This is a genomic window from Xenorhabdus sp. KJ12.1 (genome assembly GCF_963876495.1).
Classification (GTDB): domain Bacteria; phylum Pseudomonadota; class Gammaproteobacteria; order Enterobacterales; family Enterobacteriaceae; genus Xenorhabdus; species Xenorhabdus stockiae.
This window is the reverse complement of the sequence record NZ_CAWNQH010000062.1, coordinates 40,827-65,619: the sequence shown is the minus strand read 5'-3', so window position 1 is coordinate 65,619 and position 24,793 is coordinate 40,827. Positions and strand designations below refer to the sequence as shown.

General features: G+C 45.0%; 21 protein-coding genes. 14 read left to right on the top strand and 7 right to left on the bottom strand.

Going from position 1 to position 24,793, the window contains the following annotated elements; all coding sequences use genetic code 11:
• Positions 1 to 124: 124 nt before the first annotated feature.
• A complete protein-coding gene (gene lysA / locus AACS92_RS08465; protein WP_099110805.1) occupies positions 125 to 1,417 on the top strand; it encodes a diaminopimelate decarboxylase in 1,293 nt (430 codons plus the stop codon).
• Between the two features lie 60 nt (positions 1,418 to 1,477).
• Here the strand turns inward: lysA and fadE are convergent, their stop codons facing one another.
• Complete coding sequence (fadE, locus tag AACS92_RS08460) at positions 1,478 to 3,919, bottom strand: acyl-CoA dehydrogenase FadE (protein WP_099110782.1); 2,442 nt, start codon at positions 3,917 to 3,919, stop codon at positions 1,478 to 1,480.
• A gap of 258 nt (positions 3,920 to 4,177) precedes the next feature.
• On the opposite strand from fadE, the gene lpcA reads away from it, so the two are divergent.
• Together lpcA and AACS92_RS08450 are read left to right on the top strand one after the other, a co-directional pair.
• Positions 4,178 to 4,759 carry a D-sedoheptulose 7-phosphate isomerase gene (lpcA, locus tag AACS92_RS08455; protein ID WP_099110781.1) on the top strand — a complete coding sequence of 194 codons (582 nt, stop codon included), beginning with the start codon at positions 4,178 to 4,180 and terminating at the stop codon, positions 4,757 to 4,759.
• 76 nt (positions 4,760 to 4,835) lie between these two features.
• A complete protein-coding gene (locus tag AACS92_RS08450; protein WP_099110780.1) occupies positions 4,836 to 5,603 on the top strand; it encodes a class II glutamine amidotransferase in 768 nt (255 codons plus the stop codon).
• Here the strand turns inward: AACS92_RS08450 and AACS92_RS08445 are convergent.
• The gene (locus AACS92_RS08445) at positions 5,574 to 6,314 is read right to left on the bottom strand and encodes a L,D-transpeptidase family protein (RefSeq protein WP_099110779.1); all 741 of its coding nucleotides are present in this window, start codon (positions 6,312 to 6,314) and stop codon (positions 5,574 to 5,576) included. The genes AACS92_RS08450 and AACS92_RS08445 overlap by 30 nt on opposite strands.
• 431 nt (positions 6,315 to 6,745) lie before the next feature.
• Here AACS92_RS08445 and AACS92_RS08440 point away from each other — a divergent pair, with 431 nt between their 5' ends.
• The 8 genes from AACS92_RS08440 (at position 6,746) to nqrM (ending at position 13,998) form a co-directional block, all read left to right on the top strand.
• Positions 6,746 to 8,089, top strand: a complete 1,344-nt coding sequence (locus tag AACS92_RS08440) for a Na(+)-translocating NADH-quinone reductase subunit A (RefSeq protein ID WP_099110778.1) — start codon at positions 6,746 to 6,748, stop codon at positions 8,087 to 8,089.
• Positions 8,090 to 8,092: 3 nt separating this feature from the next.
• Positions 8,093 to 9,331, top strand: coding sequence for an NADH:ubiquinone reductase (Na(+)-transporting) subunit B (locus tag AACS92_RS08435; RefSeq protein ID WP_099110777.1), 1,239 nt, complete (start codon positions 8,093 to 8,095; stop codon positions 9,329 to 9,331).
• Positions 9,324 to 10,118, top strand: coding sequence for a Na(+)-translocating NADH-quinone reductase subunit C (locus tag AACS92_RS08430; protein WP_099110776.1), 795 nt, complete (start codon positions 9,324 to 9,326; stop codon positions 10,116 to 10,118). Before AACS92_RS08435 ends, AACS92_RS08430 begins: the two co-directional genes overlap by 8 nt.
• On the top strand, positions 10,111 to 10,740 hold the full coding sequence (locus AACS92_RS08425) for an NADH:ubiquinone reductase (Na(+)-transporting) subunit D (protein ID WP_099110775.1): 630 nt from the start codon (positions 10,111 to 10,113) through the stop codon (positions 10,738 to 10,740). The genes AACS92_RS08430 and AACS92_RS08425 overlap by 8 nt, the downstream gene beginning before the upstream one ends.
• A gap of 8 nt (positions 10,741 to 10,748) precedes the next feature.
• Positions 10,749 to 11,345: an NADH:ubiquinone reductase (Na(+)-transporting) subunit E gene (nqrE, locus tag AACS92_RS08420; protein WP_099110774.1), complete on the top strand. Its 597-nt coding sequence runs from the start codon at positions 10,749 to 10,751 to the stop codon at positions 11,343 to 11,345.
• 15 nt (positions 11,346 to 11,360) lie between these two features.
• Positions 11,361 to 12,587 (top strand): NADH:ubiquinone reductase (Na(+)-transporting) subunit F, encoded by a 1,227-nt coding sequence (gene nqrF / locus AACS92_RS08415; protein WP_099110773.1) that lies wholly within the window; start codon positions 11,361 to 11,363, stop codon positions 12,585 to 12,587.
• Between the two features lie 125 nt (positions 12,588 to 12,712).
• Positions 12,713 to 13,762, top strand: a complete 1,050-nt coding sequence (locus tag AACS92_RS08410) for an FAD:protein FMN transferase (protein ID WP_099110772.1) — start codon at positions 12,713 to 12,715, stop codon at positions 13,760 to 13,762.
• A gap of 11 nt (positions 13,763 to 13,773) precedes the next feature.
• Entirely contained in the window at positions 13,774 to 13,998 is a 225-nt protein-coding gene (gene nqrM, locus AACS92_RS08405; RefSeq protein ID WP_099110771.1) for a (Na+)-NQR maturation NqrM, read from the top strand.
• Positions 13,999 to 14,087: 89 nt separating this feature from the next.
• Here nqrM and AACS92_RS08400 read toward each other — a convergent pair whose 3' ends face one another.
• Both AACS92_RS08400 and AACS92_RS08395 read right to left on the bottom strand, forming a co-directional pair.
• Positions 14,088 to 14,603: a sigma-70 family RNA polymerase sigma factor gene (locus AACS92_RS08400; protein ID WP_099110770.1), complete on the bottom strand. Its 516-nt coding sequence runs from the start codon at positions 14,601 to 14,603 to the stop codon at positions 14,088 to 14,090.
• Positions 14,604 to 14,733: 130 nt separating this feature from the next.
• On the bottom strand, positions 14,734 to 17,061 hold the full coding sequence (locus tag AACS92_RS08395; RefSeq protein WP_241537972.1) for a TonB-dependent hemoglobin/transferrin/lactoferrin family receptor: 2,328 nt from the start codon (positions 17,059 to 17,061) through the stop codon (positions 14,734 to 14,736).
• 190 nt (positions 17,062 to 17,251) lie between these two features.
• On the opposite strand from AACS92_RS08395, the gene AACS92_RS08390 reads away from it, so the two are divergent.
• Together AACS92_RS08390 and AACS92_RS08385 are read left to right on the top strand one after the other, a co-directional pair.
• The gene (locus AACS92_RS08390) at positions 17,252 to 17,758 is read left to right on the top strand and encodes a hypothetical protein (RefSeq protein ID WP_099110768.1); all 507 of its coding nucleotides are present in this window, start codon (positions 17,252 to 17,254) and stop codon (positions 17,756 to 17,758) included.
• 161 nt (positions 17,759 to 17,919) lie between these two features.
• Positions 17,920 to 18,357, top strand: coding sequence for a GNAT family N-acetyltransferase (locus tag AACS92_RS08385; protein ID WP_099110767.1), 438 nt, complete (start codon positions 17,920 to 17,922; stop codon positions 18,355 to 18,357).
• A gap of 330 nt (positions 18,358 to 18,687) precedes the next feature.
• On the opposite strand, the gene betA is transcribed toward AACS92_RS08385, so the two are convergent.
• From betA to betI, 3 genes are read right to left on the bottom strand one after another with little or no spacing between them, the layout of a single operon-like run.
• Positions 18,688 to 20,379 (bottom strand): choline dehydrogenase, encoded by a 1,692-nt coding sequence (gene betA, locus AACS92_RS08380; protein WP_099110765.1) that lies wholly within the window; start codon positions 20,377 to 20,379, stop codon positions 18,688 to 18,690.
• Between the two features lie 27 nt (positions 20,380 to 20,406).
• Positions 20,407 to 21,885, bottom strand: coding sequence for a betaine-aldehyde dehydrogenase (gene betB / locus AACS92_RS08375; protein WP_099110764.1), 1,479 nt, complete (start codon positions 21,883 to 21,885; stop codon positions 20,407 to 20,409).
• 34 nt (positions 21,886 to 21,919) lie between these two features.
• Complete coding sequence (gene betI / locus AACS92_RS08370) at positions 21,920 to 22,501, bottom strand: transcriptional regulator BetI (protein WP_099110763.1); 582 nt, start codon at positions 22,499 to 22,501, stop codon at positions 21,920 to 21,922.
• 209 nt (positions 22,502 to 22,710) lie between these two features.
• Here betI and AACS92_RS08365 point away from each other — a divergent pair, with 209 nt between their 5' ends.
• Positions 22,711 to 24,753: a choline transporter gene (locus AACS92_RS08365; RefSeq protein ID WP_099110762.1), complete on the top strand. Its 2,043-nt coding sequence runs from the start codon at positions 22,711 to 22,713 to the stop codon at positions 24,751 to 24,753.
• The last annotated feature ends 40 nt before the right edge of the window (positions 24,754 to 24,793 follow it).

Sequence of the window (24,793 nt, the reverse complement as noted above, 5' to 3'; positions counted from 1 at the left end):
AAAGCAAAACAATATCAAAAATGAATAGCCTTTAGCAAAATAGATATTTTTCTTCCTGCTATTTTGCTGTCAATAATGAAGTATCTGCTGATTTTGTGAGAATGCTTCAATGACAATACCCACTATGACTGTTAATTCAGGTACTGCTAATGCAGGCAATAATTTTACGCCAGAAAACCTTCTTGCTTTGCCCGCGGTTTACGGAACGCCATTATGGGTTTATGACAGTGGTATTATTAGCAGACAAATTGGGAAGCTAAAGCAGTTTGATGTTATCCGGTTTGCACAGAAAGCCTGTTCTAATACCCACATTCTACGCTTGATGAGAGAGCAGGGTATTAAAGTGGATTCGGTATCACTGGGCGAAATTGAACGTGCTCTTCATGCCGGTTTTCAGCCCGGGCGTGATAAATCTGAGATTGTATTCACCGCTGATCTTATTGATGAAGAGACGCTGGAGCGTGTCATTGAGCTAGATATTCCTGTCAATGCCGGTTCTATTGATATGCTGGAACAGATTGGTCAGCGTCAGCCAGCACATCCGGTTTGGCTGAGGATTAACCCAGGATTCGGGCATGGTCATAGTCAGAAGACCAATACTGGGGGTGAAAATAGCAAACATGGGATCTGGTTTCAGGATTTGCCTTTAGCTCTTGAGAAAATTCATCAATACAACCTGCATTTGGTTGGTCTGCATATGCATATTGGTTCCGGTGTTGACTACCAGCATCTTGCGAATGTTTGTAATGCGATGGTGGAACAGGTTGTATCGTGTGGAGTCGATATTCAGGCAATTTCAGCAGGCGGAGGGTTATCCATTCCCTATAAAAACGGTGAGGAAGCCGTGGATACTTGTCATTATTACAATTTATGGCATGAAGCCCGTCAGCGTATTGAACAGCACTTGGGGCATCATATTAAGCTAGAGATTGAGCCCGGTCGCTTTCTGGTTGCTGAAGCAGGAATTTTGATGGCAGAAGTGAGAGCGGTAAAGTCAATGGGAAGCCGTCATTATGTGCTGGCAGACGCCGGTTTTAATGATTTGATGCGCCCGGCAATGTACGGCAGCTATCACCATATTTCTGTTTTGCACGATGATCGCCACGTAACACACAGTGATATTGGGAAAAGCAACAGTCATTCTGGCTTGAGGGAAACATTAGTGGCAGGGCCATTATGTGAATCGGGAGATGTTTTTACCCAGCTGGAAGGAGGGGAGGTCATCCCGCGTATGTTGCCCGACATTTCAGTCGGTGATTATCTGATTTTTCATGATACTGGTGCTTATGGTGCATCAATGTCTTCAAACTATAATAGCCGCCCTTTGATCCCGGAAGTATTGTTTGCTGAGGGACAGCCTCGTTTAATTCGTCGTCGACAGACGATACAGGAATTGCTATCACTGGAAGAAGTGTAAAAAAACGGGGCCGTGATGTGCCCCGCTTTGTTTACTATTTACTTATCACTTGTATCAGCATTAAGCCGCTTTGATTTGCTTATTCGCTTTTTTTGTTGCATTAGGTACAGAGAGTGCGTCTGCTTCAAATTCATCAACATTGATTGAACGTAGTCTGCTGGCTTCCGCTCGTTTCAGAATATCAGCTTCTTCTTTGGTGATCTTATTATCAGATAATGCTTTTTCAGCTAACTGATCCAGACGTGTAAAGCCCAGATTTTTGCCTGCTTCACGGCTCAGGCGGGCATGAATAGGCTCTGCGGCAATAACGTCATGCAGGGCTTCTTCCAGTAATCCATGAGGATTATGCTCGCTTGGTGTCAGATATTGACCACGACCAATCCGATCACGGGTTGCAGAAGGAGTCTGTAATATCTGAGCCAGTTTGTGATCCAGTTTATCCGCTGGAGCAGTGCGTGAACGACCCAGGGGGAAGACAATTCCTCGCATTAAACCAGCCACCAGACGGTTAGGGAAGTTAAGCAGTAAATCATGCAGAGCCAGTTCCGCCTGATACAGAGCATCTTCTACCGCCCATTGTACCAGTGGTAAGTCTTCTTTCTGGCGTCCTTCGTCTTCATAGCGTTTTAAAGTCGCACTTGCCAGAAAGATTTGGCTCAGAATATCGCCCAGACGGGCTGAGATGCGTTCACGGCGTTTCAGACTGCCACCCAATACTCCCATGGAAACATCAGACATCAGGGCAAGGTTAGCACTCAGGCGATTGATTAACTGATAGTAACGGCGGGTTGCATCATTAACAGGTGTGCTGCTTGTTCTACCATTAGTAATACCTAACCAGAGGCTGCGCAGGGTATTGCTGGCAACATGCCCGAGGTGACCAAACAGCGCTTTATCAAATGCTTTGACATCATTTTTTTCAGCCGCAGCTATTTCAGTCAGTACATAAGGGTGGCAACGAATGGCGCCCTGACCAAAGATAATCATGCTACGGGTCAGGATATTCGCACCTTCTACAGTGATGGCGATAGGTGCGCCCTGATAAGAACGGGCCAAAAAGTTAGATGGGCCAAGGCAGATACCTTTACCACCAGCGATATCCATTGCATCAATGACTGCACGCTGACCTCTATGAGTACAGTGATATTTCACGATAGCCGACAGAACGGCAGGTTTTTCACCCATCATAATGCCGCTTGTGATCATCGTTGCTGCTGCATCCATCAGATAAGAGTTACCGGCAATGCGGGCCAGTGGTTCTTCAATACCTTCCATTTTGCCGATAGGCAGTTTGAACTGACGGCGAATGTAGGAGTAAGCACCGATAGCCATAGCGATACTTTTCAGCCCGCCAGTTGCGTTGGACGGCAGAGTGATACCACGGCCAACTGACAAGCACTCAACCAGCATACGCCAGCCTTGCCCAGCCATTTTCGGCCCACCAATAATGTAATCGATAGGAACGAAAATATCCTGACCACGGGTTGGCCCGTTCTGGAATGGAATATTCAGTGGGAAGTGGCGATGACCGATTTCAACACCCGGGGTATTGGTTGGGATAAGAGCACAGGTAATACCCAGAGATTCAGTCTCACCCAGTAAATGGTCCGGGTCATACAATTTGAATGCTAGCCCCAGTACAGTCGCGATAGGTGCAAGGGTAATGTAGCGTTTATTCCAGTTCAGGCGCATACCAAGAACTTGTTCACCCTGCCATTCGCCCATACAGACGACACCAGTATCCGGAATTGCACCAGCATCAGAACCGGCTTCCGGGCTGGTCAGAGCAAAACAGGGAATTTCTTCACCACGGGCAAGACCAGGCAGGTAATGTTTTTTCTGCTCATCGGTACCATAGTGCTGCAATAATTCACCCGGGCCTAACGAGTTAGGTACACCGACAGTGATCGCCAGAATACCGGAGACACCAGACAGTTTTTGTAGCACTTGTGATTGGGCGTAAGCTGAGAATTCCAGACCACCATATTCTTTCTTGATGATCATCGCAAAGAAGCGATGCTCTTTCAGGTAAGCCCACAGCTCCGGAGGCAAGTCAGCTAATTCGTGGCTGATTTGGAAATCATTTGCCATCCGGCAGGCTTCTTCCACAGGGCCATCAATGAATGCCTGTTCTTCAGCAGTGAGTTGCGGTTTAGGGTAATTGTGCAATTTTTTCCAGTCAGGATTGCCACGGAATAAATCACCTTCCCACCATGTTGTACCTGCATCAATGGCTTCTTTCTCTGTTCTGGACATGCTTGGCATAACTTTACGGAATGCTTTCAGGCCGGGAGCGGAGAATAAAGAGATTCGGGTCGGGGTGAAAACAAGAGGGAACAGGATAATAGCGAGTGGCAGCAGTAGCCAGTAGCTCCATAGGCCGGTAACACCCATAATGAATGTATAGGCAATAAGCAGCAGGCTGCTGACAGTCAGGCTGACTTTGCGGTAACAAAGCCCACCAATCAAGACTAAAAATAAGATGATACTGAGCACGGTCATAGTAAAACTCCTGTAAATCTCAGGTTGAGTTGTCAGAGGTCTGACCTGTTGTGTTGTTCTTCTTTTTTAGATGAGGAAAAGGCTTTTATCAATATATTTACATCTTAATTACAATCTAGCTCACAAAGTGATTGCTGTTTTTGCTGTGATAGTTTCGTCGGGGTGTAATGAAATCTTCTTTCAGGAGGGGGAATCCGTTACACTGAATAACTGTTGTTATTAATCCCGAAGACCTTTCCTTTCAGGAGTATGAGCCCCATGTATCAAGATCTGATCCGCAGTGAATTATCTGAAGCCGTAGAGACACTGACCAACTTTCTCAACGATAATGCCAATATTGATGCCATTCAAAAAGCGGCGGTTTTGTTGGCAGATTCATTCAAGGCGGGAGGAAAAGTACTTTCTTGCGGCAATGGTGGTTCACATTGTGATGCCATGCATTTTGCGGAAGAGTTGACAGGCCGTTATCGTGAAAACCGTCCGGGATACCCTGGTATCGCTATTTCTGATCCCAGCCACCTGTCCTGCGTGAGTAATGATTTTGGCTATGATTATGTGTTTTCCCGCTATATCGAAGCTGTTGGTCAGCAAGGTGATGTTCTGCTCGGAATTTCAACCTCAGGTAATTCCGGTAATATTATTAAGGCAATTGAAGCTGCCCGTGCGAAAGGGATGAAGGTGATCACCCTGACCGGCAAAGATGGCGGCAAAATGGCCGGAACAGCGGATGTTGAAATTCGTGTGCCTCATTTCGGTTACGCGGATCGTATTCAGGAAATTCATATCAAAGTTATCCATATTTTGATTCAGTTAATTGAAAAAGAGATGGAAAAAGCCTGATTACAACGTGTTAATAGAAACCAGTGTTAACAGCAATCAGCGTTAACAGGTATCAGGTTCAGGTTAGAGGTAGGCAATGTGTGAATTACTTGGCATGAGTGCCAATGTGCCAACGGATATCATTTTCAGTTTGAGTGGTCTGATCCAGCGAGGCGGGAATACAGGCCCTCACAGGGACGGCTGGGGAATTACTTTCTATGAAGGTCTTGGATATCGAACCTTCAAAGATCACCAGCCCTGTTATCATTCTCCTGTTGCCCACTTTATTCAGGGCTATCCGATCAAATCAGAGGCTATTATTGCCCATATTCGTCAGGCTAACCGCGGCAATGTATCCCTTGTGAATACTCATCCGTTTACCCGTGAATTATGGGGAAGATACTGGACTTATGCCCATAACGGTCAATTGAAAGGGCATCGTAACCTGAAAACGGGAAATTATCGTCCGGTTGGTGAAACTGACAGTGAATGGGCATTTTGCTGGATACTACATCAGTTGTCGGTGAAATATCCTAAACGGCCTTCCAACTGGCCAGCGGTATTCCGTTTCATCGCATCACTGGCAGATGAACTTCGGGAAAAAGGTGTGTTTAATATGTTGCTATCGGATGGGCAATTTATGCTGGCTTATTGTTCGACACAATTGCACTGGATTACCCGCCGTTCACCTTTCGGTAAAGCAAAATTGCTTGATCAGGATATTGAAATTGATTTTCAGGAACATACGCAGCCTGATGATGTGGTATCCGTGATTGCAACTTTGCCTTTAACGCATAACGAAGACTGGCATAAAATTGAACCGGGAAGTTATGCATTATTTCACCTCGGTGAACGCATAGTCTGATGGAGTTTGATTGTCTGATTGAGCTACCTGATTTAAAACATATTGTCCTCTGATGACTTTAACAGTTGCAGGTGTGTTATGTTGAACGAAATATTCATAAGCAGGCTGCAACTGTTCCCAAAATGGGTAATTGACGTTATTGTGATGGCGTTTCATGTTTGATGACGTCATCCTGAAGGGGTAAATGTCAATTTTAATTTCTCGTTGCCCACGATGAAGCGCACTTTCTGCATACCGGTATATTTCATCCATATAAAGATTGGTCATGGCATAGCAGCCAATAGATTTACATGCACCATGGATCATTAAATTCTTGCCGGAATAACCCCGGTATTTATCAAATTGATTGGGGAAGCCTATATTAATGGCTCGGTAGTAGCTGCTGTCGGGTTTTAACTGTTTAAGGCTGACGTGGTAAAAACCTTCCGGGCTTTTTAAGTCCCCTTTCAGGGTCTTAGGGCCAAGCCCTCCGGAGTAATTACAGATAGGATATTGCCGGGTTAATTGATAATGCCCTGTGCTGTTTTTGGTGTAGAGTTCAAGTACTTTTTCTTCTTTGAATATTTGAATGAAGATATCAGAGCCGAGCTGTTTTAATGGTGATTTTTCACTTAATTGTTTACTGCCTGATAACAAGCTCTGGGCCTGAGTAAATGCTGGCACACTAACGAGAAGCCAGCTCAGCGAAAAATAAAGAATATTTTTTTTCATAATATAACCACCTAAGAAGGTAATAACTTAATGACATCCTGCGATTGAGGTTATCATGTCGTGGCAATATGCTGAGTAAATATAACAACGATATTTTGTACCCATAAAAAGACAGTCTGGTTAAAAAGCCCTCCGTAGTAGGGAAAAGTGATGATTGTGCTCGGCTTTATCGAGTAGTTAACGGTTCAGCAGAGAAATTATTCTTATTTGCTTGAGCTAAATCACTCGATTAGTCAGACAGCGTTTGGGGGAAATGTTAGAATCGTTGCCGGCGAAACTTAAGAGAATATTGTAACGATTATCGGCATGAATAACTTGAGATATATGCCGCTCAAGCTGTTTTTTATTACTGAAGTCGCTGCATCACCCCGCGGAAATACCACTGGGTGATCTGTAGCATATGATTTAACTGATAAACTTGTGCAAATCTTATGATTAAAATTAAAAAAGGACTCGACCTCCCGATAGCAGGAGCGCCTGCCCAAGTTATAGAAGATGGTCCGACAATTCGCCATGTCGCCTTATTAGGCGAAGAATATGTTGGAATGCGTCCTTCTATGCTGGTTAAGGAAGGTGAGCATGTTAAAAAAGGGCAAATTCTTTTTGAAGATAAAAAGAATCCAGGGGTAGTATTTACCAGTCCCGCAAGTGGGAAAGTTGTAACCATTGGACGTGGAGAGCGCCGTGTACTGCAATCTGTTGTGATTGAGGTTAATGGTGACGAACAAATAACGTTTGATCGTTATGAGCGTACAGAACTTGCAGGGCTGACTCGTGAACAGGTAGAAAAAAACCTGCTTTCATCAGGAATGTGGACGGCATTACGTACACGTCCTTTCAGTCGTTCTCCTGTCCCAGGCTCCACACCAAAGGCAATCTTTGTTACGGCAATTGATACTCAGCCACTGGCGGCTGATCCGTCCGTTGTTATTGCAACACAAGAAGAGGCTTTTGTTGATGGTCTGAATGTTCTGTCAAAACTGACAGAAGGAAAAATCCACGTTTGCCACGGCGCGGGGAAAATTCCGACATCGGGGAACAACCCTCAAATTACTTACAGCCAGTTTGTCGGGCCGCATCCGGCTGGGTTGGTTGGAACACATATTCATTTCATTGAACCGGTCAGTGCTCAAAAAGCAGTATGGCATCTTGGATATCAAGATGTTATTGCTATCGGTAAGCTATTCACTACCGGTGAATTGTATACTGATCGCGTCATTTCTCTGGCGGGGCCGCAGGTTAAAACACCGCGTCTGGTTCGTTCCCGTCTGGGTGCTGACTTGCTGGAAGTGACTCACGGGCAGCTTAAAGAGGGTGAAAACCGTATTATTTCCGGTTCAGTATTGTGTGGCGCTAAATCAGATGAAGCTCATCATTATCTGGGTCGTTTCCACACTCTGGTATCTGTTCTGTCTGAAGGCCGTGAGAAAGAGTTGTTTGGCTGGATAGCTCCCGGTACGAATAAATTCTCCATTACCCGCACCACTATCGGTCATTTCCTGAAAAAGAAGCGGTTTGCTTTCTCAACTTCCACAAATGGCGGAGATCGCTCCATGGTGCCAATCGGTAACTATGAGCGAGTAATGCCTTTGGATATCATGGCTACTCACTTGCTTCGTGATCTGCTGGCTGGGGACACTGACGGTTCTCAGGCTCTGGGTTGTCTGGAGTTAGATGAAGAAGATTTGGCACTGTGTACTTATGTTTGCCCGGGTAAATATGAGTATGGTCCGGTACTGCGTGAAGTGCTGACTAAGATTGAGCAGGAAGGGTAATTCATGGGCCTGAAAAATTATTTTGAAAAAGTAGAACATCACTTTGAGGCCGGTGGCAAGCTGGAAAAATATTATCCTCTCTATGAGGCAGTGAGCACCGTCTTTTACACGCCGGGCACGGTGACAAAAGGGAAAACTCACGTCCGTGATGCCATCGATCTCAAGCGTATGATGATTCTGGTATGGATGTCTGTTTTTCCGGCGATGTTCTGGGGAATGTATAACGTCGGGAATCAGGCGATACCAGCCCTGACCCATCTATACAGCGGAGAGGCATTACAGCAGGTTCTGTCTTCAGACTGGCATTATATGCTGGCTCAGTATCTTGGTGCATCACTGACACCGGATGCAGGGTGGGGCAGCAAAATGCTGTTGGGCGCAACCTATTTCCTGCCAATTTATGCGGTTGTTTTTGTTGTTGGGGGTTTTTGGGAAGTTTTATTTTCCATTATCCGTAAACATGAAATCAACGAAGGCTTTTTTGTCAGCTCGATTCTGTTCGCACTGATTGTTCCGCCAACGCTGCCATTATGGCAGGCGGCACTGGGTATTACGTTTGGTATTGTTGTCGCAAAAGAAATCTTTGGCGGAACCGGGCGTAACTTCCTTAACCCAGCACTGGCAGGCCGTGCTTTCCTGTTCTTTGCTTATCCTGCGCAAATCTCAGGTGATCTGGTCTGGACTGCGGCTGATGGCTTTTCCGGTGCGACTCCGCTGTCTCAGTGGGCGAATGCAGGTCAGCACGCTCTGATGAACACCATTTCAGGGCAGCCTGTAACATGGATGGATGCTTTCCTTGGTAACATCCCGGGTTCAGTGGGTGAAGTTTCCACTCTGATGATTTTCATCGGTGGTGCCATTATTCTGTTTTCCCGCATCGCTTCATGGCGCATCGTTGCTGGTGTCATGGTCGGTATGATTGCCATGTCCTATCTGTTCAATGCAATTGGTTCAGATACTAACCCGATGTTTGCTATGCCTTGGTACTGGCACATGGTTCTGGGCGGTTTCGCATTTGGCATGATCTTTATGGCTACAGACCCGGTATCTGCTGCATTTACGGATAAAGGTAAGTGGGCATACGGTATTCTGATCGGGGTCATGTGTATTCTGATCCGGGTTGTGAACCCAGCTTACCCAGAAGGGATGATGTTGGCGATTCTGTTCGCTAACCTGTTCGCGCCACTGTTCGATTATCTGGTCGTGCAGGCCAATATTAAGCGGAGAAAAGCCCGTGGCTAATGATAAACCAAAAAATAATGACAGCATCGGCAGAACGTTTCTCGTTGTTTTTGTGCTGTGCCTTGTATGTTCGATTGTCGTTGCTGGTTCAGCCGTAGGTTTGAAAGCGCAGCAGCAGGAACAGAAACTGCTGGATAAGCAGCGCAATATTCTGGATGTTGCCGGTTTGCTCAAGCCAGACATGACAACAGCAGAAATTAAAGAAGTGTATGACAGTCGTATTCAACCTGAATTACTTAATTTGAAAACGGCAGCACTTGAAAAAAGTGATGGTAAGTTTGACCTGAATAATGCTCTGCGCAGTGATGAAACCAGTATCGCTTTATCATCGAAACAGGATTTGGCAAAAATCCGCCGTCGCGCTGATATGGCCGAAATCTATCTGGTCAAAGATGAGCAGGGTAAAACCACTGAGCTGGTATTGCCAATCTACGGTTCAGGTTTGTGGTCAATGATGTATGCGTTTATTTCTATTGATGTGGATGGCGTAACATCTCGCGGCATTACTTACTATTCTCACGGCGAAACTCCGGGTCTGGGTGGTGAAGTTGATAACCCACAATGGCGTAAGCAATGGGTTGGTAAAAAACTGTATAACCCGGAAGGTGCGCCGGCGATTAAAATCGTTCGTGGTGGAGCCGGTGATAATCCTTACGGTGTAGATGGTTTGTCCGGAGCGACTCTGACTTCCAACGGTGTTCAGCATATGTTTGATTTCTGGTTGGGTGATAACGGTTTTGGTCCGTTCCTGAAAAAAGTACGCGAGGGAGCCCTGAAAGATGGCTGATAGCAAAGAGATAAAACGCGTCCTGCTTGGGCCGTTGTTTGATAATAACCCGATAGCATTGCAGGTTTTGGGGGTATGTTCAGCATTGGCTGTAACAACCAAACTGGAAACTGCGCTGGTAATGACGATTGCTGTAACACTGGTAACAGCATTCTCTAACTTCTTTATTTCATTGATTCGTAACTACATTCCGGGCAGTGTGCGAATCATCGTACAGATGGCGATCATCGCATCGCTGGTTATTGTGGTAGACCAGATTTTACAGGCGTATGCCTATGAAATCTCAAAACAGTTATCCGTGTTTGTTGGCCTTATCATCACTAACTGTATCGTAATGGGCCGCGCAGAAGCCTACGCCATGAAAGCGCCACCGGTGGAAAGCTTTATGGATGGTATTGGTAACGGTTTGGGCTACGGTGTCATTCTGTTACTGGTGGGTTTTTTGCGCGAGCTGTTTGGCTCAGGAAAACTGTTGGGCATTACAGTGATGGAATCCATCAAGAATGGCGGTTGGTATCAGCCTAATGGCTTGTTCCTGCTGGCACCAAGTGCATTCTTCATCATTGGTATGCTGATTTGGGGTCTGCGGACTCTGAAGCCTGAGCAGGTTGATAAGGAGTAACAGGCAACATGGAACATTATATTAGTTTGTTTGTCCGTGCCGTCTTTATCGAGAATATGGCGTTATCCTTTTTTCTCGGTATGTGTACTTTTCTGGCGGTATCCAAAAACGTAAAAACCGCTTTTGGTTTGGGCGTTGCCGTAACGGTTGTTCTGGGGATTTCGGTTCCTGCCAACAACCTTGTTTACAATCTGGTACTCCGTGATGGTGCCCTGATTGATGGCGTTGACCTGAGCTTCCTGAACTTCATTACCTTTATCGGTGTGATTGCTGCACTGGTACAGATACTGGAAATGATCCTCGACCGCTACGTTCCCGCCCTTTACAACGCATTGGGGATTTTCCTGCCGTTGATTACGGTAAACTGTGCGATTTTTGGTGGTGTTTCTTTCATGGCCCAGCGCGACTATAACTTCAGCGAATCCATCGTATATGGTTTCGGTTCAGGTATGGGCTGGATGCTGGCAATTGTTCTGATGGCCGCAATCCGTGAAAAAATGAAATATGCGGATGTTCCGGCGGGTTTGAAAGGACTGGGGATCACCTTTATTACCACCGGGCTGATGGCATTGGGCTTTATGTCCTTCTCCGGCGTGCAGCTCTAAAGGCGGGAAGAATTCATGGATATAATCATTCTAGGCGTAGTAATGTTTACCCTGATTGTGTTGGCACTGACAGCAATGATTTTGTTCGCAAAATCGAAGCTGGTGAACACCGGGGATATTAAAGTTGAAGTCAACGGCGATGAGGATAAAAGTTTTACTGCTCCTGCCGGTGACAAGTTATTGGGTATGCTGGCTAATCAGGGGATTTTCGTTTCCTCTGCTTGTGGCGGCGGTGGATCTTGTGGTCAGTGCCGTGTAAAAATCAAGGACGGTGGTGGTGACATTCTGCCTACCGAGCTGTCTCACATTAACAAACGCGAAGCGAAAGAAGGCTGCCGTCTGGCATGTCAGGTTAATGTTAAGCAAGACCTGAAAATTGAATTGCCGGAAGAAATATTCGGCGTTAAAAAGTGGGAATGTGAAGTTATCTCTAACGATAATAAAGCGACTTTCATTAAGGAATTAAAACTGAAAATTCCTGATGGGGAAGTTGTACCATTCCGTGCTGGTGGTTACATTCAGATTGAATGTCCACCACATGTTGCCCGTTATTCCGATTTTGATGTACCGGATGAATACCGTGAGGACTGGGATAAATTTAACCTGTTCCGCTATGTTTCTGAAGTGACTGAACCAACTGTTCGTGCCTATTCTATGGCGAACTATCCGGAAGAGCACGGCATCATTATGCTGAATGTGCGTATTGCAACACCGCCGCCAAGAAATCCTGACGTGACACCGGGTATCATGTCTTCTTATATCTGGTCACTGAAAGCGGGTGATAAAGTCACTATTTCCGGCCCATTTGGTGAGTTCTTTGCGAAAGATACTGATGCAGAGATGGTCTTTATCGGTGGTGGCGCAGGTATGGCACCAATGCGTTCGCATATCTTTGATCAGCTGAGAAGACTGAGTTCCAAGCGTAAGATCACTTTCTGGTATGGTGCTCGTTCTAAGCGCGAAATGTTCTATACCGAAGATTTTGATCAGCTGGCGGCAGAGAATGAGAACTTTACATGGCACGTGGCATTGTCTGATGCCCTGCCGGAAGATAATTGGGATGGTTACACAGGCTTTATTCATAATGTTCTGTATGAAAACTATCTGAAAGACCATCCGGCACCGGAAGATTGTGAGTTCTACATGTGTGGGCCTCCGGTGATGAACGCAGCAGTCATTAAGATGCTGAAAGATCTTGGTGTAGAAGATGAAAACATCCTGCTGGATGATTTCGGTGGCTGATGATTTGAATCAGGCCATGATATATATCCCCCACAATGGCAGTAAATTGTGTGGGTATATAACACTTTGATTTAACGATAAGCGCCCACATTTTGTGGGCGCTGACGATTCAGAAAGAGTAAGTTATGTTGAATAAAAAAATTATCAACTGGGGTGTAATGCTACTGGCGGCAATGTTGTTGTCAGCATGTGGTGGCCCTGAACAGCAGAATCTGAGTGGGCAAACGATGGGGACTTATTACTCCGTCAAATATGTTGCTGATTCATCAGTTCCCTCTCCGGAAAACATGCAAAAAGAGATTGATCGTTTACTGGAGGAAGTAAACGATCAGATGTCCACTTACCGGCCAAATTCTGAATTGAGTCGTTTTAATCAAAGCCATGAAGTGAATACGCCTTTTCCGGTATCTGCAGCCACCGCCAAGGTTGTTAAAGAAGCCATCCGCATTAATAAGCTGACGGATGGTGCGCTGGATGTCACTGTCGGGCCATTAGTGAATCTATGGGGTTTCGGGCCGGAAGGGCGCGTAACGAAGGCACCAACAGAGGATGAACTGGCAACACGTCGCGCATGGATTGGCATCGATAAACTATCTGTTGAAGGTAATAGTCTGATTAAATCCATTCCTGAGTTGTATGTTGATCTTTCTTCCATTGCCAAAGGCTACGGTGTTGATGTTGTGGCGGAATATCTGGCTTCTCAGAATATCGGTAATTACATGGTTGATATTGGCGGAGAAGTCCGCACTGCAGGCAATAATGGAAAAGGGACACCTTGGCGAATTGCGATTGAAAAACCCTCCGATAGCGGAATGACACAAAGTGCTCAGGAAATTATTGCACCGGGTAATATGGCTGTAGCAACATCGGGTGATTATCGTAATTACTTTGAACAGAATGGCGTACGTTATTCACACACGATTAATCCTAAAACAGGCCGACCTATCGCGCATAATCTGGTTTCAATCACGGTTATTGCTCCAAGCTGTATGAGTGCTGATGGTTTTTCTACCGGGATAGATGTTCTGGGGCCGGAAAAGGGAATGGAAATGGCTGAGAAGCTGAACATTCCGGTCTTTATGATTGTCAAAACTAAAGATGGTTTTGAAGAACGTTATAGCCCGGCCTTTAAGTACTATTTACAACAGAAAGACGATTTACAACAGAAGAAATAAGAGGGAAGGTTATGGAAGTCTTTATCGCAGCCTTTATCTTTTTCCTGCTGGCCTTTGCGGGAATGGCGTTAGGTTATATTTTTAAACGCAAAAGCATTCAGGGAAGTTGTGGCGGTTTGGGAAGCATCGGTGTTGAGAAAGTTTGTGATTGTCCTGAACCCTGCGATGCTCGTAAAAAGCGTGAAGCAAGAGAAGCTGCTCGCCTTGCTCAGTTAGAGAAAAATCGCATTCTTTGATGTATTTTCGTTTTTCAAATCAATTGAGAAATGGTATTTGAAGTAATTTGAAATAGCCCGCTGTCAGAAAAAGCAGCGGGTTTTATTTTTTATAGTGAATTAAGAGGGTGACACCTTTTATGCGCCTGTTGTAAGTAACTTTTTACCGAACTCATGGAGATCCCAAGATCTTCTGCGACTTCTTTATAGCGCATCCCTTGCAGCTGAGTCAGCAAAAATGCCTGCCTGACTTTTATTGGTAGCTTATCAAGAGTGCTGTCTATCTTTTCTAACTGCTCCAGCAGCATAAGCTGATGTTCTGTTGGATAGGACGTGTTTTTCGGCACTGCACTGATATAGTCCAAATAATTCTCTTCGAGCTTTTTCCGGCGGTAATAATTAGCGATGGTTCTGCGAGCGATAGTAATTAAAAACGCTTTGGGATAACGGATCTCAGTCATATCCGGATATTGCATCAATTTGATAAAAACATCATGGGTGAGGTCTTCTGCATGGTTGAGACTAGCACAGTTCTGTTTGATCCAGCTCAGCAGCCATTCGTGGTATTCGTTATAAAGCTGATGGGCTATTTCATTGTGTCCGAATGTGCTTTTTTGCACAGCCATGTGATATTGCCTGAATGAATAAATTTGATAATGATTATTATTTTTATTTATTGATGGAAGTCAATAGCAGATTGTATTAATAACCCTCTTAAAAATTAAGAGGGTATATTGTATGAGGGTTTAATACTAGTTAGAACTGCTGTGAAATACTGAGTTTATAGTTGCGGCCAATACCTGCACCAGCTTCTCCTAAGTACGAGCGGTAATCACGGTTGAACAGGTTATCGACAGTAATGCGCGCCTCAAAACCTTGTATGAAATGTGGCTGCCAGCTGGCAAACAAGCCGTGTAGGGCATAACCTGCTGTTTTTGCCAGTGACCACTCTTTCGCTTTTGGATCGCCATCTGCAGGTGAACGGTCTTGTTTGCGGATGAAGTCGCCTTTCCAGCCCATCTTCATTTGTAAGAGTGGTATTTTAAACCCGAGCGTAGAGCGCAATGAAGTTGGAGGTATTTGATCCCACCATGTTTTATGTCCTATCCATGGGTCGCGCGGTGAAGTATCGCGCTGTCCACGCATAGTGGAGTAAGATAATTTACCAAACAGGGTCTGGCTATCGTAGAAAGTTTCTATTTCTAGTCCTTCTATAGTATATCCAGGCATATTACGGTAATTGGATAGCGGTTTTCCACATGTATCACGTAAACCATTTTTGCCGTGTTGTTCACAATAAATTCCATATCTTTTGAAAATTTCATCTTTTCCCCGATTACGGAATAGCGTAGTACGGATTTGTAAGCTGTCATTCTCAAGCATCAGATTATCGTAATCAAGTATGGCCCCAAGTCGTATCCCGGTCATTTTTTCAGTATCTAGGTTGCGGCTGGAACCAGGGACGCTGGAGTCATTTGATTGAACCTCATACTGCTCATCTACTAGTGGTGCTCTCCATGTGTGGCTGATATCTGCAAACAGTGAGATATTCTGACTGGTTTTCCACATTAAGCCCAGATGAGGTGTCCAGCCAGTGTAAGTGACACTGCTGTAGTCATGGTTGGCTTCGGGAGATTTATTATTAAAACGGGGAGCCTTATTTTCTTCTCCGATATTTTTCACATGGTCATAACGCACTCCCGGTGTAACTGTAACACTACCCAGTTTCAGAGAGTCCTGCATATACAGGCTGTAGGTATGCTGAGTACCTGCTGGCATATAGTAAGGTTGATAATAACCGTAATTATATTCAGCATTTTCTTGTATATTTTTACTTTTGCTTTTGCTTTTATTGAACATTAACACGTTGCGTTGATTTTTATGCCATTTGGCTCCAATCATTAGCTCATGTTCAATATTTCCGGTTGAGAATACGCTTTTATTGTTAATATCAGAAAGAATATCTGTGTAATCAACCCAGCTTTTCTGTCCCATAGAAGAGGCATAATTACCGGAGACATCTGTCGGGCGGCGATCATTTTGTTTTGTCTTCGAATAGGTGTTAGTTAGTGTCAGATTCAGCCAAAGGTTCTCTTCCGGTGCAATATTCCATTTGACGCTATAATTTTGATCCGTCTGATCACGAAAGACCAGTTTTCTTTGCCATGCACCATCCCAACCATATTTTTCTACTTCCCATTCTGACGGTACATTCATTTTATCCCGCTTCGCAGCCCACGGTTTCCAGCCATCCGACTCAGTGCGCATAGCCGATAAGCTAATAGTATTTGCATCATTAGGATAGAAATTGGTTTTCAATAAATAGGAAGTTTGATTATTTTGTGAAAACTCAAAACGTGTCCCATCGGGGCGCTTGATATTATGACCATCTCGTTTGCTGAAATACAGTAAGCCATCCGCGTAGCCATTCGAATCTCTGCCATATAATGCAGCGCTGTTGATCCACTGCCGATCATTGGTATGGAAGCTTTGCTTAATAAATCCACCCCAATCCTCATCAGGGAGCAATAAGTCATTGGCATCTTTAGTCACAACTTTAATTGAGCCACCAAATCCACCATTACCATTTAAAATATTATGCGGCCCTTTATCGACATCAATGCGTTTGATTAATTCCGGTTCAATGAAGATAGATCCCTGACGGTATTTCTCAAACCCTTTTGGAGCATCATCCAGTGTCACTTTGACATCTTCTTGATCCCCCATTCCCCAGATATTTAATGTTTGTCCTCCGGGGCGTACTGAACCGGACATCGAAACGCCGGGCAGCTGTCCGAGCAGCTCAGCAATATTATCCGCCTGAGTCCGGTCAATATCTTCTTTTTTGAGTGCTGAACTACCTGCACTGGTACTGTTGCGGGTACTTCCCACAACAGAAAGCGTGGATAGCTGCATCACCTCATTTTTCTTTTCTGGCTTTTGGTCAGAAGGATTTTCAGCAGCTGAAACTGAGCTGGAAAATGCTGTTCCCAGCACCAGAGTGCCAGAAAATGTTCCGTTTAAAATTTTTCGGATAAAAGTTGCGATTGGGCGTTTTCCTAAATTTTGACTATTATTTGCCATAAATTTCCCGAAATATGTCTGTATGAAATATTGCATTGCTATAAGTCACCCAAGAGAGCAAATCGGGCAGATAAAAATGAGAATTATTTTTATCGGCAAGGTTTACGACAAAGAGCTTATGGATGTTTTGGCACAGAAAGCCAGGACACCCATTTGCAAGGTTATTTCCGTAAGTGCAAGGGGTTAGTCAATGAAGAAGATTCTTAGTGCTCTGTTTCTGGTTGGAATTGTGGCATTCATTGCGGGCTGTGATGATGCAGCCAAAAAAGCGGAAGATTCAACCAAACCAGTTGAAGATAGTGCAACGCAAATGAAGACGGATTCAGAGCAGCTCAACTTTGATACAAAGGAAAAGCCACAGGGAATCCAAGATAATGCTAATCATGAAGACCAGAAAGCGGTAAATAATTCGAAGGACGTCCAGAGTAATACGGGGAGTTCGACGGAGAAAACCATAAGCCAACTGCCATCCAAAACGGAAGATTTAAAGAATGACATCACGAAATCTGTCAATGACGCAGCTGATCAGCTGAAAAATAAAACAGGGGAAATACAGCAGCAGGCTACGGATAAAATTAATCAGCTTACAGATGATGCAAAATCGAAATCGAAAGAAATAAAGTCCGAGGCCGATAAAAAAACGGATGATTTAATTAATAAACTTAAAGGTGATGATGGTAAGAAAGAAGAAGGATAATACCTTCCCTCTTTCGAGTTTCTTTTATAAATCCATTGGATATAGTTTGTTAGTTGAAATCAGAAGGGCGCTCTGGTAAAGAGCGCCCTTGTTTTTTTACATTCTTGTCACTATTTTTACTATTCCATTCTTCTGTACGTCATTATTTTTAGGATATAACAATGAAAATAAAACACAGTTTAGGAAGACAAGACCCTGAATTAATTCAGCATGCTTTCAATATCCGTAAGTACGTTTTCACGGATGAGCAAGGATTTGCTGATGAAATTGACATTGACGAATATGATGATATTGCCCTGCATGTCGTGGTATTTGATGCTGAAAATCCTATTGCTGTCTTAAGAGCTGTTCCACAGCACAACGATATGCTCAAAGTGGGGCGTGTTGCTGTTTTGAAAGCCTATCGGGGTCAAGGAATTGGTCGTCTGGTGATGGAATTTGTTGAGAATTATGCCCGCAAAAATGGGGTGGCGACGATTGGTTTATCCTCACAATGTCATGCTCAGCCATTTTATGAAAGCCTTGGTTATCAAACCAAAGGTGAAATCTATATGGAAGATGGAGCAGAGCATATTTTTATGGAATTAGATTTGTTGTAACCAGCATATTTAATACGGGAAAAATAGCGAATAAATAACTATACACTTCGTCTTTCAAGTTGCCTCTTTGTTGGCTGCGCTCGTTCACCCCAGTCACATAGTTATCTATGCTCTTGGGGATTTACTCCCTTGCCGCCGCGACGCATCTTGAAATCCATTGTGTATATGCTATTTCCCGTATTAATAATCGACTTTTCAATATACCCGTCGTCTTTCAAGCTGCCTCTTTGTTGGCTACGCTCACACCCCCCAGTCACATAGTTTTCTATGCTCCCGGGGATGTGTTCCCTCGCCGCCGCGGTGCAACTCGAAATCCATAGAGTATAAGTATTAATTTGTAGACGAACTGCTTAGCCCTGATTTTCGGACGGGAGCGCCATTGGCGACATAGTATTTTGCCTGACTGCGGGGCAGAGGTATATTCCCCCGAATATTATCCGCAATTTTCTCTGCCATCATAATCGTTGTGGCGTTCAGATTACCGGTAATGATTTCCGGCATAATAGAGGCGTCGATGACCCGTAAATGCTCAACGCCATGTACACGTCCCTGACCATCAACCACTGTCATCTCATCAAGCCCCATTTTGCAGCTACAGGATGGGTGAAAAGCGGTTTCAGCACGTTCACGAATAAAAGCATCCAGTTGGTCATCTGTCTGAATATCTGCTCCGGGGCTTATCTCCCGACCACAATAGGGAGCGAGAGCAGGTTGTGCCATAATTTCTCTCGTGATACGGATAGCATCGCGGAATTCTTGCCAGTCCTGTTCGGTAGACATGTAGTTAAACAGAATACTCGGATGCTGGCGTGGGTCACGGGATTTGATTTTTACGTGACCGCGGCTCGGGGAACGCATCGAACCAACATGAGCCTGAAAACCATGCTCGTTGACTGCATTGCTGCCATTGTAATTGATGGCTACCGGCAGGAAATGAAACTGAATATTGGGCCAGTCAAATTTTTCACTGGTGCGGATAAAACCACCGGCTTCAAACTGATTGCTGGCACCTACTCCCGTTCCCTTAAATAACCATTCTGCACCAATCATGGGCTGGTTGTACCATTTGAGAGAAGGGTAGAGCGAAACAGGTTTGAGGCATTCGTATTGCAGATACATCTCAAGGTGATCCTGAAGATTTTGCCCGACTCCCGGCAGGATATGCACCGCAGGAATCGATAATTCTTTCAGAACTTCCTCAGGGCCAACCCCTGAACGCTGTAAAATCTGTGGAGAAGCTATTGCACCGGCACAAAGTAAAACTTCTTTTTGTGCTGTAACCTGCGTTAGTACGGAATTATTACCCTGATAAAAAGTAACTCCAACCGCGGTTTTACCTTCAAATGTGATTGTATCCGTTAAGGCATGGGTAATGATGGTCAGGTTAGCCCTCTGTCTGGCCTGATCCAGATAACCACGAGCAGTGCTGGAACGACGGCCTTTGGGAGTAACAGTGCGATCCATCGGACCAAAGCCTTCCTGCTGGTAACCATTCAGATCATCCGTAGCCGGATAACCCGCCTGAATACCCGCTTCCACCATTGCATGGAAAAGTTCATTATTACCGGCTTTTGGCGTTGTCACGCTGACGGGGCCATCTCCGCCATGATAATCGTTATGACCGATATCTCGTGATTCAGCCTTGCGGAAATAAGGCAGGCAATCAAGGTATGACCAGTCTTCCAGACCCGGCTGTTTTGCCCAGTGGTCAAAATCCAGCGCATTACCACGGATATAACACATGCCGTTGATCAGTGATGAGCCTCCTAACCCTTTGCCTCGTCCACATTCCATACGGCGATTATTCATATAGGGTTCAGGATCGGTTTCATACGCCCAGTTATAACGGGTTCCCTGCAAGGGATATGCCAGCGCTGCTGGCATTTGAGTGCGAAAGTCAAATCGATAATCAGGCCCGCCAGCTTCCAGCAGCAGGACAGTGATATTCGGATCTTCCGTTAAACGAGTTGCAAGCACATTACCCGCTGAACCAGCACCGATAATAATGTAGTCAAATACCATTGTTATCTCCTCTGTTTCAGTCATTATTTAAAATAGCGATTCAAAATCACCCAGTTCAACCTGCACAGATTTAGTCTGTGTGTAATGTTGCAGTGTGACCAATCCGTTTTCGCGACCGACACCGGAATGTTTATAGCCGCCGACCGGCATCACAGCCGGTGATTCCCCCCAAGTGTTGATCCAGCAGATCCCAGCTTCCAGCTGGTGGATTACGCGATGGGCGCGGGAGAGATCGTTTGTCACCACTCCGGCGGCGAGGCCGTAATCCGTATTGTTAGCACGGGCGATGACTTCATCTTCCGTTTCATAGGCCAGAATAGACATCACCGGGCCGAAAATTTCTTCCCGTGCAATAAGCATGTCATCTGTGCAGTCTGTGAAGACGGTTGGTGCGACAAATGCCCCTTTCGCCAGCTCACCGTCCATCAGGCGTTGACCACCATACAGCAACCGAGCGCCCGCATTTTTACCGCTTTCTATATAGCGCAGCACCGATTCCATATGGGGGAAACTCACCAGAGGGCCAAAATTAGTATTCAGATCGAGAGGTGAATCAATGCGGATACGTTTAACGCGCTCCATTATTTTATTTTCAAAATCGGGAAGCTGTGTTTTCGGGACAAAAACACGTGTGCCGTTAGTACAGACCTGACCAGAGCTGAAATAGTTTGCCATCATGGCAATATCGGCCGCCCGATCCAGATTGGCATCGTCAAAAATAATCAGCGGAGATTTTCCACCCAGTTCCATCGTGACTTCTTTCAGTGTTGAACCGGATGCATTAGCCATCACTTTTTTACCGGTAGTGATTCCGCCGGTAAAAGACATTTTGGCAATTTTCGGATGGACAGCCAGATAATGGCCCGCTTCATGCCCCATGCCTGTCAGTACGTTAAAGACACCATCAGGCAGACCCGCTTCGGTATAAATTTCAGCAAGTTTCAGGGCGGTGAGGGATGTCACTTCACTGGGTTTGAAAATCATGGCATTACCGGCTGCCAGAGCGGGGGCTGATTTCCACAGAGCAATTTGGATTGGGTAGTTCCATGCCCCGATACCTGCGACGATACCCAGCGGTTCTCGCCGTGTATAAACAAAAGAGGATTCACGCAATGGAATTTGCTGGCCTTCGAGTGCCGGGATCAGGCCCGCATAATATTCCAGAACATCGGCACCGGTAACGATGTCAACTTGCTGGGTTTCAGAGAGCGGTTTACCGGTATCCAGCGTTTCCAGTTCAGCCAGTTCATTATTGCGTTCACGCAGAATATCAACGGCTTTAAGCAGGATCCGGGAACGTTCTGTCGCCGTCATAGCTGCCCAGATTTTCTGCCCTTTTTGCGCACTTTCCACTGCTAGTTGGACATCCTGTTCAGTTGCAGATTGTAGCTGTGCAATGATTTCACCATTAGCCGGATTGACAGCATCAAAAATATTTTTATCAGGATGGGTACTGTCAACATAAGCACCGTGGATATAAAGTTTCTGTAAACCAAAACGGGTCATGGGTTCTCCTTAGGTCAGAATTCAGGAAGAGTGGTCATCTGAGTTTCTGTTCGATGTAATCGAAAGTAATAGTGAATGCACTTTCTACGTCAAAAGGTTTGCTACTTAAGGCACTTCTCAGCCAGATGCCGTCAATCAGAGCTGCCAGCCCCTGTGCTGCAAGCTGTGCTTCTCTTCTGGGCAAAGCCCTGCTGAATTCGACACAGATATTGGAATATAGCCGACGTTCGTTGACTTGCTGTAAGCGGTATAAACTGGGTTGGTGCATACTGCTTGCCCAAAAAGCCAGCCAGGTTTTCATGGCTGCACTATTAATCTGACTGGTGTCAAAATTTCCTTCAATGATGGCTTTTAGCCTGTGAAGAGGGGTTGCGTTATCGAGCAACCTTAATCGTCGCGCCACCGCCATCTGGAGTTGATGCAATAAGTGCCGCATGGCCGCTTCAAGTAACTTATTCTTATCTTTGAAGTAATGGCTGATGATACCGTTAGAAACGCCCGCTTTTTTGGCTATTTGCGCAATACTTGCTTCCTGCATTCCAACTTCATTGATGACAGCTAATGTAGCATCAATAAGTTGCTGTTTTCTTATTGACTGTATTCCAACTTTGGGCATGACTTTACGCTCAGCAATCAATGATTCGATGGCTATTAAACTTTTTTTTGATTGAATGTTCAATCAAAATTAAATATGTTTTATTACAATATTTTTACAAAAGTTAGTTGGGGTTATAGAAAGTGTTTTAATTTTTATCATGTTATTCAATATATTATGGATATTGCTCTTTTTTGTTTTTTTCTTTTAACTTACTTCAGGAACTGCCTATGAATACCGGAGACAGTCCAAAAAATACTCAGAAGGATTCACTAAACTCTGTCGTTTTTTTTACCTCAGCCGCATTAATTATTCTCTTTTCGCTTTTCACGCTCTTCTTTACGGATGCAACAAGCATCTGGATAAAAAACACCCTGAACTGGGTTTCGAAAACATTTGGTTGGTACTACTTGCTGGCAGCCACGCTTTACATTGTCTTTGTCATTTTTGTGGCAGCTTCCCGCTTTGGCGCTATTAAGCTGGGGCCGGAACAATCCAAACCTGAGTTCAGTCTGCTCAGTTGGGCGGCAATGTTGTTTGCGGCTGGCATAGGCATTGATTTGATGTTTTTCTCCGTGGCTGAGCCGATTACTCAATATATGCGTCCGCCAACGGGTGAAGGGGAAACAATTGAAGCAGCTCGTCAGGCGATGGTGTGGACACTGTTTCACTATGGCCTGACGGGCTGGTCTATGTATGCTTTGATGGGGATTGCACTGGGCTATTTCAGTTATCGTTACAATCTGCCATTAACTATCCGTTCGGCGCTTTACCCTATTTTCGGGAATCGTATCAAAGGACCGATTGGTCATACTGTGGATATTGCCGCAGTGATAGGGACGATTTTCGGCATCGCGACAACACTTGGGATCGGGGTTGTACAGTTAAACTACGGACTAAAAGTGTTGTTTGGACTGCCGCAGGGATTGGGGGTTCAGGGCGGGCTGATATTGCTGTCGGTTATTGTGGCAACAGTGTCTGTCATCTCTGGTGTGAACAAAGGTATTCGGTTTCTGTCTGAGCTGAATGTACTGCTGGCGTTAGGATTAGTGCTGTTTATTCTGTTTGTGGGAGATACAGAGTTTCTGCTTAATGGGCTGGTACAGAATGTGGGTGATTACATCAGCCGGTTTATGGGCATGACTCTCAATAGCTTCGCGTTTGAGCGCCCGACGGAGTGGATGAATAGCTGGACGTTGTTCTTCTGGGCGTGGTGGGTTGCCTGGTCACCGTTTGTCGGATTATTTCTTGCCCGTATTTCCCGAGGTCGTACGATCCGCCAGTTTGTGATGGGTACTCTGATCATTCCATTTGTGTTTACCCTGATTTGGCTGTCTGTTTTTGGCAATAGCGCGTTATACGAAATTATTCACGGCAACCACGAATTAGCGGAAACGGTGTTAGTTCATCCTGAGCGGGGGTTTTATAACCTGCTGGCACTTTATCCGGCTTTCACGTTGAGTGCTTCTGTTGCCACAATTACAGGGCTGCTGTTTTATGTTACGTCAGCAGATTCTGGCTCGCTGGTTTTAGGTAATTTTACTTCTAATCTCAGTGACATTAATAACGATGCACCGAACTGGTTGCGGATATTCTGGTCTGTGGCGATTGGTGTACTGACGCTGGGTATTTTGATGACTGATGGCATTTCAGCGTTACAGAATATGACGGTAATTATGGGGTTGCCTTTTAGTTTTGTGATCTTTTTTATCATGGCGGGGTTGTATAAATCGTTGCGGGTTGAGGATTTCCGCAAAGCCAGCGCATTGCAGAATACATCTCCGACATTGGTGCATGATAATGGATCGTTGAACTGGAAACAGCGCCTGAGCCGTATGATGCATTTTCCCGGTACGAAAAGTACTCAGCGTATGCTGGATATGGTGTGTCGCCCTGCGATGCAGGAAGTTGCAAAAGAGCTGGAGTTACGTGGTGCAAGTGTGCAGTTTACTATTCTGTCGTCAGAAGAAGATAAACGTCTTACTCCAATTGAGTTGATTGTCGATCTGGGAGATGAGCAGAATTTTATCTATCAGATTTGGCCTCAGCGTTATTCTGTTCCCGGGTTTACTTACCGCGCAAGATTAGGCAAATCTTATTATTTCCGACTGGAAACTTTCTTGATAGAGGGAACTCAGGGTAATGATTTGATGGGTTATACAAAAGAACAGATTATCAGTGATATTCTCGACCATTATGAGAAGCATCTGAACTTTATTCATTTGAATCGTGAATCTCCGGGGCAGACGCTAATTTTTCCTAACGGGGTATAAATCAAAGTTGGCCTGCAATTGCAATATTATTGCAGGCCAA

What these genes read in the sequence shown, in the direction of transcription:
- lysA (WP_099110805.1), top strand. Translation starts at nt 125, where the DNA reads ATGACTGTTAATTCAGGTACTGCTAATGCAGGCAATAATTTTACGCCA.
- fadE (WP_099110782.1), bottom strand. Translation starts at nt 3,919, where the DNA reads ATGACCGTGCTCAGTATCATCTTATTTTTAGTCTTGATTGGTGGGCTT.
- lpcA (WP_099110781.1), top strand. Translation starts at nt 4,178, where the DNA reads ATGTATCAAGATCTGATCCGCAGTGAATTATCTGAAGCCGTAGAGACA.
- AACS92_RS08450 (WP_099110780.1), top strand. Translation starts at nt 4,836, where the DNA reads ATGTGTGAATTACTTGGCATGAGTGCCAATGTGCCAACGGATATCATT.
- AACS92_RS08445 (WP_099110779.1), bottom strand. Translation starts at nt 6,314, where the DNA reads ATGAAAAAAAATATTCTTTATTTTTCGCTGAGCTGGCTTCTCGTTAGT.
- AACS92_RS08440 (WP_099110778.1), top strand. Translation starts at nt 6,746, where the DNA reads ATGATTAAAATTAAAAAAGGACTCGACCTCCCGATAGCAGGAGCGCCT.
- AACS92_RS08435 (WP_099110777.1), top strand. Translation starts at nt 8,093, where the DNA reads ATGGGCCTGAAAAATTATTTTGAAAAAGTAGAACATCACTTTGAGGCC.
- AACS92_RS08425 (WP_099110775.1), top strand. Translation starts at nt 10,111, where the DNA reads ATGGCTGATAGCAAAGAGATAAAACGCGTCCTGCTTGGGCCGTTGTTT.
- nqrE (WP_099110774.1), top strand. Translation starts at nt 10,749, where the DNA reads ATGGAACATTATATTAGTTTGTTTGTCCGTGCCGTCTTTATCGAGAAT.
- nqrF (WP_099110773.1), top strand. Translation starts at nt 11,361, where the DNA reads ATGGATATAATCATTCTAGGCGTAGTAATGTTTACCCTGATTGTGTTG.
- AACS92_RS08410 (WP_099110772.1), top strand. Translation starts at nt 12,713, where the DNA reads ATGTTGAATAAAAAAATTATCAACTGGGGTGTAATGCTACTGGCGGCA.
- nqrM (WP_099110771.1), top strand. Translation starts at nt 13,774, where the DNA reads ATGGAAGTCTTTATCGCAGCCTTTATCTTTTTCCTGCTGGCCTTTGCG.
- AACS92_RS08400 (WP_099110770.1), bottom strand. Translation starts at nt 14,603, where the DNA reads ATGGCTGTGCAAAAAAGCACATTCGGACACAATGAAATAGCCCATCAG.
- AACS92_RS08395 (WP_241537972.1), bottom strand. Translation starts at nt 17,061, where the DNA reads ATGGCAAATAATAGTCAAAATTTAGGAAAACGCCCAATCGCAACTTTT.
- AACS92_RS08390 (WP_099110768.1), top strand. Translation starts at nt 17,252, where the DNA reads ATGAAGAAGATTCTTAGTGCTCTGTTTCTGGTTGGAATTGTGGCATTC.
- AACS92_RS08385 (WP_099110767.1), top strand. Translation starts at nt 17,920, where the DNA reads ATGAAAATAAAACACAGTTTAGGAAGACAAGACCCTGAATTAATTCAG.
- betA (WP_099110765.1), bottom strand. Translation starts at nt 20,379, where the DNA reads ATGGTATTTGACTACATTATTATCGGTGCTGGTTCAGCGGGTAATGTG.
- betB (WP_099110764.1), bottom strand. Translation starts at nt 21,885, where the DNA reads ATGACCCGTTTTGGTTTACAGAAACTTTATATCCACGGTGCTTATGTT.
- betI (WP_099110763.1), bottom strand. Translation starts at nt 22,501, where the DNA reads ATGCCCAAAGTTGGAATACAGTCAATAAGAAAACAGCAACTTATTGAT.
- AACS92_RS08365 (WP_099110762.1), top strand. Translation starts at nt 22,711, where the DNA reads ATGAATACCGGAGACAGTCCAAAAAATACTCAGAAGGATTCACTAAAC.